This window comes from Sphingomonas bacterium (genome assembly GCF_903643035.1).
Taxonomy (GTDB): Bacteria; Pseudomonadota; Alphaproteobacteria; order Sphingomonadales; family Sphingomonadaceae; genus Sphingomonas.
On record NZ_CAHJWW010000120.1, the window covers coordinates 1 to 8,757 of the forward strand.

The following is an 8,757-nucleotide window of genomic DNA, read 5'->3' on the forward strand; positions in this document are numbered from 1 at the left end:
CGGGGCTGTGCGCGGGTCCTCGCCCAGCCAGCGCAGCCCGTCGCCGGTCGCCCGCCCGTCACCCAGTCGCTCGCGCGCCGCGGCGGGCGACAGCGACGCAAGGTCGCCGACGGGGTGCAGCGGATCGGGTGCGAAGACCTGCATGAAGACTTCGCCATGCCCACCCTCCAGCAGCACGGCAAGAGGATCGCGGAGCGACGGGTCGGCGGCGAAACCGGCGGCGGCGACGCAGGCGAGCGACGAATAGCCCGTGACCTGCGCCCCCCAGCCGAGCCTCAGTCCCCGCGCAGCGGCGACGCCCACGCGGATGCCCGTGAAGCTGCCCGGCCCGACGTCGACCAGTATGTGCTCCGCACGGCCGCCGCCCGGCAACGACGCGATCATCGGCACCAGCCGTTCGGCGTGGCCGCGCCCGACCGCCTCCCGCACCGTCGCGACTATCACGTCCCCGTCGAACAGCGCGACCGAGCAGGCGGCGGTCGCGGTGTCGATGGCGAGCGTCAGCACGGGTCCGGTCCCGTTCAGGCGATACGGTTGAACTTATCGAACGCGGGGCGCGGCGAGCGGCCGTGATAGCTCGCCGGGTCGCCATGGCCGAGCGTCGAGATGAAGTTCACCCGCACGCCCGGCTGGTCCGCGAAGAACGCCTTGTCGACCGCGCCGCCGTCGAAGCCCGACATGGCGCCCGTATCCAGCCCCAGCATCCGCGCGGCGATGATGAAATAGGCGCCCTGCAGCGTCGAGTTGCGGAACGCCGAGACCTCGCGCAGCTCGGCATTGCCGTCGAACCATGCCTTGGCGTCGACATGCGGGAACAGCTCGGGCAGATACTCGTGGAAGTTGGTGTCCATGCCGATGATGACGGTCACCGGCGCGGCCAGGATCTTGGGGCCGTTGGCGCCCGATGCGCAGGCGGCGAGCTTCTCCTTCGCCTCGGGAGTGCTGCACCAGACCAGCCGGGCGGGCATCTGGTTGGCCGACGTCGGCCCCCATTTCATCAGCTCCCAGATCGCGTGGAGATCATCCTCGCTCACCGGCTGGTCGAGATAGCCGTTGTAGCTGCGAGCCTCGCGAAAGACCGCGTCGAGCGTGGCGTCGTCGAGCTTGGCGCTCATGGATGGCTCCTGAAAATGCTGGGACGGACCGGCTTGGAACGGATCAGACGGCCCGGACTTCCGTGACTTCGGGCACATAATAACGAAGAAGCTGCTCGATGCCGTTCTTCAGCGTCGCGGACGAGGACGGACAGCCGGCGCAGGCGCCCTGCATCTGCAGGAACACCTTGCCCTTGTCGAACCCGCGATAGACGATGTCACCGCCGTCGTTGGCCACCGCCGGGCGCACGCGCGTTTCGATGATGTCCTTGATCTGGTCGACGATATCCACGTCGTCCGGGTTCTCGGGGAAGGCGGCGTCGGGGCCGGGTACGACGAAGTCGCCGGCGGGCCCCGGCCGAAACAGCGGCATGGCGGCCGAGAAATGGTCGAGCATCACCGACAGCACGTCCGGCTTCAGCGCGCGCCAGTCGGTGCCGGGCGCGGCGGTGACGGACACGAAGTCGCGTCCGAAGAACACGCCGGTCACGTCGCCCATCCCGAACAGCGCCTGGGCGAGCGGCGAGGCGTCCGCCTCCTCCGGCGTCGCGAAGTCGCGCGTGCCGACCTCCATGACGGGACGGCCCGGCAGGAACTTCAGCGTCGCCGGGTTGGGCGTGGTCTCGGTCTCGATCAGCATTGACGCCATGTGGCCCGGCGAGGGGGCGGGATCAAGCGGGAAGGGGGTTCGTGGTGCCAGTGACCATCATCGCCGAGCCGCCTGTACGTCACGCAGCAACGGCGGGCGTTGCGCAAGACATTCTCAAACTCGAAGTAATCGCGTATCCATACCCTCTGCCGAACGCGCGAACGTGCAATTACTCGCACAATAATTTCAGCCCGGTTAACACCAGGGCAGCGATTATGAAGCAATTGAAAGCGGTAAACAGCCAGAACAATGCCGGGTCATAACGGCGTTCCACGCGCCACATCATGCGGGGTAGTTCGGCAAGGCCCCGGTCCACATCTCTAATGCAGAACCATCCGAAAGCGCCGGCCAGAAGAAGAGCGGCGACGCCAGAGATATGGTGGTTCATCCCGTCGCCGCCACGGCCAGCGCCGCCGCCAGATCGAGCCGGCCGTCGTACAGCGCGCGGCCGGTGATGACGCCTTCGATCCCGGCACCGCCGGGCTTCCCCGGCGCATGTAGCGACAGCATCCGGATGTCGCCGATGCCCTTGACCCCGCCGCTCGCGATCACCGGGATCGACACCGCGCGGGCGAGGTCCACCGTCGCCTCGACGTTGCAGCCCTTCAGCAGCCCGTCGCGGCCGACGTCGGTGAACAACAGGCTCGCGACGCCCGCATCCTCGAACCGGCGCGCCATGTCGACGACCGCGACGTCGGACACCGACGCCCAGCCGCGCGTGGCGACCATGCCGCCGCGCGCGTCGACCGCGACGACGATGCCGCCGGGATGCTCGGCCGCCATGTCGCGCACGAAATCCGGCCGTTCCAGCGCTGCGGTGCCGATCACCAGCCGCGACACCCCGAGCGCGAACCACCGCTCCACCGCCGCTGCGTCGCGGATGCCGCCGCCGAGCTGGACGTGACCGGGGAAGCGTTCGAGGATCGCCGCCACCGCGCCGCCGTTGCGGCTCTCGCCCGCGAACGCGCCGTCCAGGTCGACGACGTGCAGATGGCTCGCCCCGGCGGCGGCGAAGGCGGCGGCCTGGGCGGCAGGATCGTCGCCATAGACGGTCGCGCGGTCCATGTCCCCCTCCGCCAGGCGCACGACATGGCCGGCCTTCAGGTCGATGGCGGGAAGGACGATTAACGTCATGGCGCCCATGCCAGGAACCGCCGGAGCAGCGCCAGGCCATAGCGTGAGCTCTTCTCCGGGTGGAACTGGACCCCGATCATCGTGTCGCGGCCGATCGCGGCGACGACGGGACCGGCATGGTCGGTGGTGGCGAGGATGTCGGGGCTTCCCGCGGCCGCCGGCTCGAAGGCGTAGCTGTGGAGGAAATACGCCTCGCCGGGCTCGATCAGCGGATGGGGCGTGGCGGGGACCACGTCGTTCCAGCCCATGTGCGGCACCTTGGCCGCTGGATCGGCGGGCGTCAGCAGGCGCACCCGCCCCCCGATCCAGCCAAGGCCCGCATGCTCTCCCATCTCGTCGCCCGCGTCGGCCATCAGCTGCATGCCCACGCAGATGCCCAGGAAGGGCACCGCCTGGCGCAGCACCGCCTCGCGCAGCGCCTCCTCCAGTCCCGGCACGCCGCGCAGGTTCGCCGCGCACCGTCCGAACGCGCCGACGCCGGGCAGCACGATCCGCTCCGCCGCGCGTACCGCCTCGGGCTCGGCGGTGACGACCAGATGGTCGCAGCCGGCGGCGCGCAGCGCATTGGCGACCGAGTGGAGGTTGCCCGATTCTATGTCGATCAGCGCGAGCGTCACGCTGCGCGTCCCATCCACCCGGTCGTCATCCCAGCGAAAGCTGGGATCGCGTGGAGCGAGGCTATGCCCGCCGAGCCGTGCGACCCCAGCCTTCGCTGGGGTGACGGGAAGGGCGAGCGGGCGCGAGCGGGCGTTTCCCTCACAGCACACCCTTGGTCGAAGGCACCGCGTCCGCCTTGCGCGGGTCGATCTCGACCGCCGTGCGCAGGGCGCGGGCGAGCCCCTTGTAGGCGCTCTCGACGATGTGATGGTTGTTGTGGCCGTGCAGCGTCTCGACGTGCAAGGTGATGCCGGCGGCCTGCGCGAAGCTGTGGAACCAGTGTTCGAACAGTTCGGTATCGATGCCGCCCAGCCGCGGAACCGAGAACCGCGTCTTCCACACCAGCCAGGGCCGCCCCGATATGTCGAGCGCGACCCGCGTCAGCGTCTCGTCCATCGGGCTGAGCGCGTCGCCATAGCGGCGGATGCCGCGCTTGTCGCCGAGCGCCTGGGCGAGCGCGGCGCCGATCGCCAGCGCCGAGTCCTCGACCGTGTGATGCTCGTCGATGTGCAGGTCGCCGGCGATGCCGACGTCCAGGTCGATCAGCGAGTGGCGCGACAGCTGGTCGAGCATGTGGTCGAGAAAGCCGATGCCGGTCGCGATCCGGTACTGGCCGGTCCCGTCGAGGTTCAGCGCGACGTCGATCCGCGTTTCGGCGGTATGGCGGGAGATGGTGGCGGTGCGCATCGTTGCGCGGCCATAGCGCAAGTCCGGGACCATGCAATCTTGACCGGAAATCCGGAGGCTCTACCCAAGGGCAATGACCGACGGCATGCCCGACAGCCTGATTCCCTATGACGACATCGTGCAGGAGGCGCTGCGCGCGGTGGTGGGCCGGGTGTTGTCCACGGTGGTGCAGGGGGGCAGCACGCTGCCGGGCGAGCATCATTTCTACATCACCTTCCGGACGCGCGCGCCTGGCGTCGACGTGCCGCAGCGGCTGCTCGAACGATTCCCCGAAGAGATGACGATCGTGATCCAGAACCGCTTCTGGGACCTGATGGTGGACGCCGAGCAGTTCTCCGTGGGGCTGAGCTTCGGGCAGGTGCCGTCCAAGCTGGTCGTGCCATATGCCGCGATCACCGGCTTCCACGACCCAGCGGTGAACTTCGAGCTGCGCTTCCAGGCGCAGGAGGGGCCGGACGACGGCCCGGGCGGCCATGACGACGCGGAGAACGACGGGCCGCCGGTCGCGATACCGGTCGAGGACGGCTCCAACGTCGTGGCGGTGGACTTCAAGCGGAAGAAGTGAGCGAGCAGGCGTAGCGGAGCTACGCTGCGGTCGCGCAGCGACGCGAACGGCCGGCCGACGCGGTCCAGCCGCGATCGACGTCACGGGATTTACTCCCGTGACGGCCCTGCGCGCTTCGCCCCAACCCCGTTGATACCGAGCTTGTCGAAGCGATCCCCTTCCCCCTAGAGCGCGGAAGAGAAAGACAGCCCTTCGACAAGCTCAGGGCGAATGGAGGTTTCGTGGACGAGATCAAGATCGCAGCCGACACCCGCACCGAAACCGACTCGATCGGCGCCATCCAGGTCCCCGCGACCGCCTATTGGGGCGCGCAGACGCAGCGGTCGATCGAGAACTTCCCGTTCGGGTCTCGCGAGCGGATGCCGATCGGCATCGTCCACGCGCTCGCGATCGTGAAGCAGGCGGCGGCGCGGGTGAACCGGACGCATGGCCTGGCGGCGGAGAAGGCGGATGCGATCGAGGCGGCGGCGGCGCGCGTGACCGCGGGCGAGCTCGACGACCAGTTCCCGCTCGTCATCTGGCAGACCGGCAGCGGCACGCAGAGCAACATGAACGCCAACGAGGTGATCGCGGGCGTCGCCAACGAGCAGCTTTCCGGCATGCGCGGCGGCAAGACGCCTGTCCACCCGAACGACGACGTCAACCGCTCGCAATCGTCGAACGACTCGTTCCCGACCGCGCTGCACGTCGCCGCCGCGCTGGCGGTGCACGGCACGCTGCTGCCCGCGCTCGACAAGCTGCACGCGACGATCGACACCAAGGCGGCCGAATGGGCCGACCTCGTCAAGATCGGCCGCACCCACCTCCAGGACGCGACGCCGCTGACGCTCGGCCAGGAGTTCTCCGGCTATGCGCAGCAACTGGCGAACGCGCGCGAGCGGATCGAGAACACCGCGCGCTACAACGTCCTGCCGCTAGCGCAGGGCGGCACCGCGGTCGGCACCGGGCTGAACGCGCCGGCGGGCTTCGGCGAGGCGATCGCCGCCGAGATCGCGGCCATCACCGGCCTGCCGTTCACCAGCGCGCCCAACAAGTTCGAGGCGCTGGCGTCCAACGACGGGCTGGTCGACCTGCACGGGACGCTCAACGTGCTCGCGGTCGCGCTCACCAAGATCGCCAACGACATCCGCCTGCTGGGTAGCGGCCCGCGATCGGGGCTGGGCGAGCTGGAGCTGCCCGCCAACGAGCCCGGTTCCTCCATCATGCCGGGCAAGGTCAACCCTACCCAGTGCGAGATGCTGACGATGGTGTCCGCGCAGGTGATGGGCAACAACGTCGCCGTCACCGTGGGCGGCCTTCAGGGGCACATGGAGCTCAACGTGTTCAAGCCGCTGATCGGCGCCAACGTGCTGCGCTCGATCGACCTGCTGAGCGTCGGCATGGCGAGCTTCGCGACGCGGACCGTCGAGGGCACGGTGGCGCGGCGCGACAACATCCGGGCGGCCCTGGACCGCTCGCTGATGCTCGTCACCGCGCTCGCGCCCGAGATCGGCTACGACCCCGCCGCCAAGATCGCCAAATACGCGCACGAGAAGGGCCTGACGCTCAAGGAGGCGGGGCTGGAGCTTGGTCTGGTCGACGAGGCGACGTTCGACCGCGTGGTGCGGCCCGAGGACATGATCGGGAACTGACGCGCAGTTCCGATCGCTGATCGCCCGAGGAGAACGAGCATGAGCGCAACCACCGTCGGCGGGCTGATCGGCGCCGCCATCGACGAGGTCCGGGGCGGCGACGATCCGGCCGAGGGCGCGGTGATCGGCGCCGTCACCGCCAACGTCCTGAAGATCGTGCTGCCGGTCGTCGTCACCTATGCGGTCGGCTGGGCGACGCTGCGCGGCCTTGCCGAGCTGCGGCATCGGCTCGCCAGCCCGGGATCGTAGCGGCATCGCGCTTGACGGGTGCGGGTCCACGCCGCCACTAGCGCACATGGACGCCTACCACGACCTCGACCCCCACGGCTTCCGGCGACGGGGTGTGCTGTTCGTGCTGTCCTCGCCATCGGGCGCGGGCAAGTCCACGATCGCCCGGATGCTCCTAGCCGACGAGCCGGACCTCGAGATGTCGGTCTCCGCCACCACTCGCCCGATCCGGCCGAAGGAGGTCGACGGCAGCGATTATCATTTCGTCGATCTCGAACGCTTCCGCGCGATGGTGTCGGCGGGCGAGTTCCTGGAATGGGCGCACGTCTTCGACCATCGCTACGGCACCCCGCGCGAGCCGGTGGACCGCATCCTGTCGTCGGGGCGCGACGTGCTGTTCGACATCGACTGGCAGGGCGCGCAGCAGCTGTACCAGCTGGCCGGCGGCGACGTGGTGCGGGTCTTCATCCTCCCGCCGTCGATGGCCGAACTTCAGGACCGGCTGACCCGGCGCGGCACCGATACGCCGCAGGTGATCGAGGCGCGGATGAGCCGCGCCTCCAATGAGGTCAGCCACTGGGACGGCTACGACTATGTCCTCGTCAACGACGACGTGAACCGCTGTTTCCGAGCCGTGAAGACGATCCTGGCGGCGGAGCGCCTGAAGCGCTCGCGCCAGACCGGCATGATCGGTATCGTCCGACGACTAACGCGATAGGGGTTGAAGTCGGGTGGGGAGCCGTCCGTCCCCTTCCTGGCAGGCGGATGCAGATAGCTGACGTAGTGGAGGGCTGCCGGTTTTCCAAAAAGGGATCGAGAGCCGGGAAAGCCGGCAAGCCGTTGGCGGGTTCGAGATACTTTGCTCGGTTACTCGACAAACTCTGCAAGAAACTCGAATGCGCCAATCTCGCCATGCTGCAATCTGTCCAAGCGATCGGCAATAGCCGTGCGCGCTTCAGCGCGCTTACCCTTCGTCATTCGGTCAATACGTGCTTTCATAACATCGACGAGGGCGGTGATAGATGCTTGAAACGCCTCATCGGCCTTTGCGGCTTGAGCATTCATGATCGCCATTTGGCGAGCATGGGCGGCCTTCAGTTTCTCGTCTTCACGCGCCCACCGAAGTTGCAATTCGAAGCCCACGTCCTCGAAGGGCCTAAGTCGGCCGGGCCACGGCACGCGCCCGGTTGAAGGCCGCATGGCAAAAACCTTTAACAACACTTCGTCTTCGACTACGGACAGGTTCGCCTCAGCCTCGGCAAGCTCAACGATGCGCCCAGGTGCTCGCCGCTGGTAATAGGCCAGTTCTTCCCGGTCGCGGGCAATACGCGTGTGAACCGGATAGCTGTGGATATCGCATCCCTGATAGTATTGATCGGCATAGCCATAGGGACTGACCTGATAAAGATTTACCCTCTCGCTCACCTGCGCAATCCGCCGATCACCCGCAATGATCGCTATGCGCTTGTCCGCTACCTTCCTTTGAGCGGCCCTAATGCGTGCTGCTAAGACCTTGGGAAGTTGAGGGCGCTTGAATGGCATTGGGTTTCCTACTCGGTCTCACCATGCCGCATGTCTATAAGCAAGACGGGGCGAAAGGCGAGGACAGCTCCGTCAGCCTCCCCGAAACAAACCCGTAGAGGGAAAGCGGCCCTGTCGGTGGCACCGGGTCCATCAGGCAGGGCCCCTTTCCCGGAATCCATTCCCAATCGCCCTGCCCGGAAATGGCCGCTCAGAAATGGAGATACGAGAAGCGGTGTATTAAACAAACGGCCGCTTTCTGAAGCTTGGATTGCTTTCTCGAACGTCCGCCTTTGGGCGGAAAGGATATTAACCGCGTTGCCGGCGCTACGCCGCCCCGATCAGTCTCAGGAACCGCACTGCTGCATCATATTCCGCCCGCCGCGCCAGCAGGGCCTTCTCCGCCAGCGGGTCCGCGCCCCACAGTTCCGCCTGCCAGTCCGAATCGAGTTCCGACGCGCGCCAGGCCTCGTCCGCATCGATCGCCCGCTCCGCCAGCGCCAGCGCGAGGACCAGCGAGCCGGTGAGCGTCACGATCGGCGACAGCGCGGCGAGCGCGAAGGCGTCGACCGCCGCCAGCGCCGCGCCGAG

Annotated in this window: 12 protein-coding genes and 1 pseudogene; 4 read left to right on the top strand and 9 right to left on the bottom strand. The window is 67.8% G+C overall.

The features are described 5' to 3' along the window. From tsaB to hisB, 7 genes are all read right to left on the bottom strand, one after another. The coding region (gene tsaB, locus HUV01_RS08870) for a tRNA (adenosine(37)-N6)-threonylcarbamoyltransferase complex dimerization subunit type 1 TsaB (RefSeq protein WP_174297928.1) at positions 1 to 507 on the bottom strand (507 nt) is incomplete at its 3' end. 14 nt (positions 508 to 521) lie between these two features. Continuing rightward, a complete protein-coding gene (locus tag HUV01_RS08875) occupies positions 522 to 1,115 on the bottom strand; it encodes a malonic semialdehyde reductase (protein ID WP_174297929.1) in 594 nt (197 codons plus the stop codon). Positions 1,116 to 1,158: 43 nt separating this feature from the next. After that, positions 1,159 to 1,734: a NifU family protein gene (locus tag HUV01_RS08880; protein ID WP_174297937.1), complete on the bottom strand. Its 576-nt coding sequence runs from the start codon at positions 1,732 to 1,734 to the stop codon at positions 1,159 to 1,161. A 178-nt stretch (positions 1,735 to 1,912) separates the two neighbouring features. After that, on the bottom strand, positions 1,913 to 2,131 hold the full coding sequence (locus tag HUV01_RS08885; protein WP_174297930.1) for a hypothetical protein: 219 nt from the start codon (positions 2,129 to 2,131) through the stop codon (positions 1,913 to 1,915). Further along, positions 2,128 to 2,877 carry a 1-(5-phosphoribosyl)-5-[(5-phosphoribosylamino)methylideneamino]imidazole-4-carboxamide isomerase gene (gene hisA, locus HUV01_RS08890; RefSeq protein ID WP_174297931.1) on the bottom strand — a complete coding sequence of 250 codons (750 nt, stop codon included), beginning with the start codon at positions 2,875 to 2,877 and terminating at the stop codon, positions 2,128 to 2,130. Before hisA ends, HUV01_RS08885 begins: the two co-directional genes overlap by 4 nt. Then, the gene (gene hisH / locus HUV01_RS08895) at positions 2,874 to 3,494 is read right to left on the bottom strand and encodes an imidazole glycerol phosphate synthase subunit HisH (protein ID WP_174297938.1); all 621 of its coding nucleotides are present in this window, start codon (positions 3,492 to 3,494) and stop codon (positions 2,874 to 2,876) included. Before hisH ends, hisA begins: the two co-directional genes overlap by 4 nt. A gap of 139 nt (positions 3,495 to 3,633) precedes the next feature. Next, a complete protein-coding gene (hisB, locus tag HUV01_RS08900) occupies positions 3,634 to 4,221 on the bottom strand; it encodes an imidazoleglycerol-phosphate dehydratase HisB (RefSeq protein ID WP_174297932.1) in 588 nt (195 codons plus the stop codon). 73 nt (positions 4,222 to 4,294) lie between these two features. Here hisB and HUV01_RS08905 point away from each other — a divergent pair, with 73 nt between their 5' ends. From HUV01_RS08905 to gmk, 4 genes are all read left to right on the top strand, one after another. After that, the gene (locus tag HUV01_RS08905; protein WP_174297933.1) at positions 4,295 to 4,786 is read left to right on the top strand and encodes an SspB family protein; all 492 of its coding nucleotides are present in this window, start codon (positions 4,295 to 4,297) and stop codon (positions 4,784 to 4,786) included. Between the two features lie 221 nt (positions 4,787 to 5,007). Beyond that, on the top strand, positions 5,008 to 6,417 hold the full coding sequence (gene fumC, locus HUV01_RS08910) for a class II fumarate hydratase (RefSeq protein ID WP_438827163.1): 1,410 nt from the start codon (positions 5,008 to 5,010) through the stop codon (positions 6,415 to 6,417). A 39-nt stretch (positions 6,418 to 6,456) separates the two neighbouring features. Beyond that, complete coding sequence (locus HUV01_RS08915) at positions 6,457 to 6,666, top strand: hypothetical protein (RefSeq protein ID WP_174297934.1); 210 nt, start codon at positions 6,457 to 6,459, stop codon at positions 6,664 to 6,666. Between the two features lie 46 nt (positions 6,667 to 6,712). Then, the gene (gene gmk / locus HUV01_RS08920) at positions 6,713 to 7,363 is read left to right on the top strand and encodes a guanylate kinase (RefSeq protein WP_174297935.1); all 651 of its coding nucleotides are present in this window, start codon (positions 6,713 to 6,715) and stop codon (positions 7,361 to 7,363) included. Between the two features lie 149 nt (positions 7,364 to 7,512). On the opposite strand, the gene HUV01_RS08925 is transcribed toward gmk, so the two are convergent. Together HUV01_RS08925 and HUV01_RS08930 are read right to left on the bottom strand one after the other, a co-directional pair. Next, positions 7,513 to 8,187, bottom strand: a complete 675-nt coding sequence (locus HUV01_RS08925; RefSeq protein WP_174297936.1) for a hypothetical protein — start codon at positions 8,185 to 8,187, stop codon at positions 7,513 to 7,515. Between the two features lie 306 nt (positions 8,188 to 8,493). Then, positions 8,494 to 8,757, bottom strand: a pseudogene (locus HUV01_RS08930) (ATPase); the annotation flags it as partial.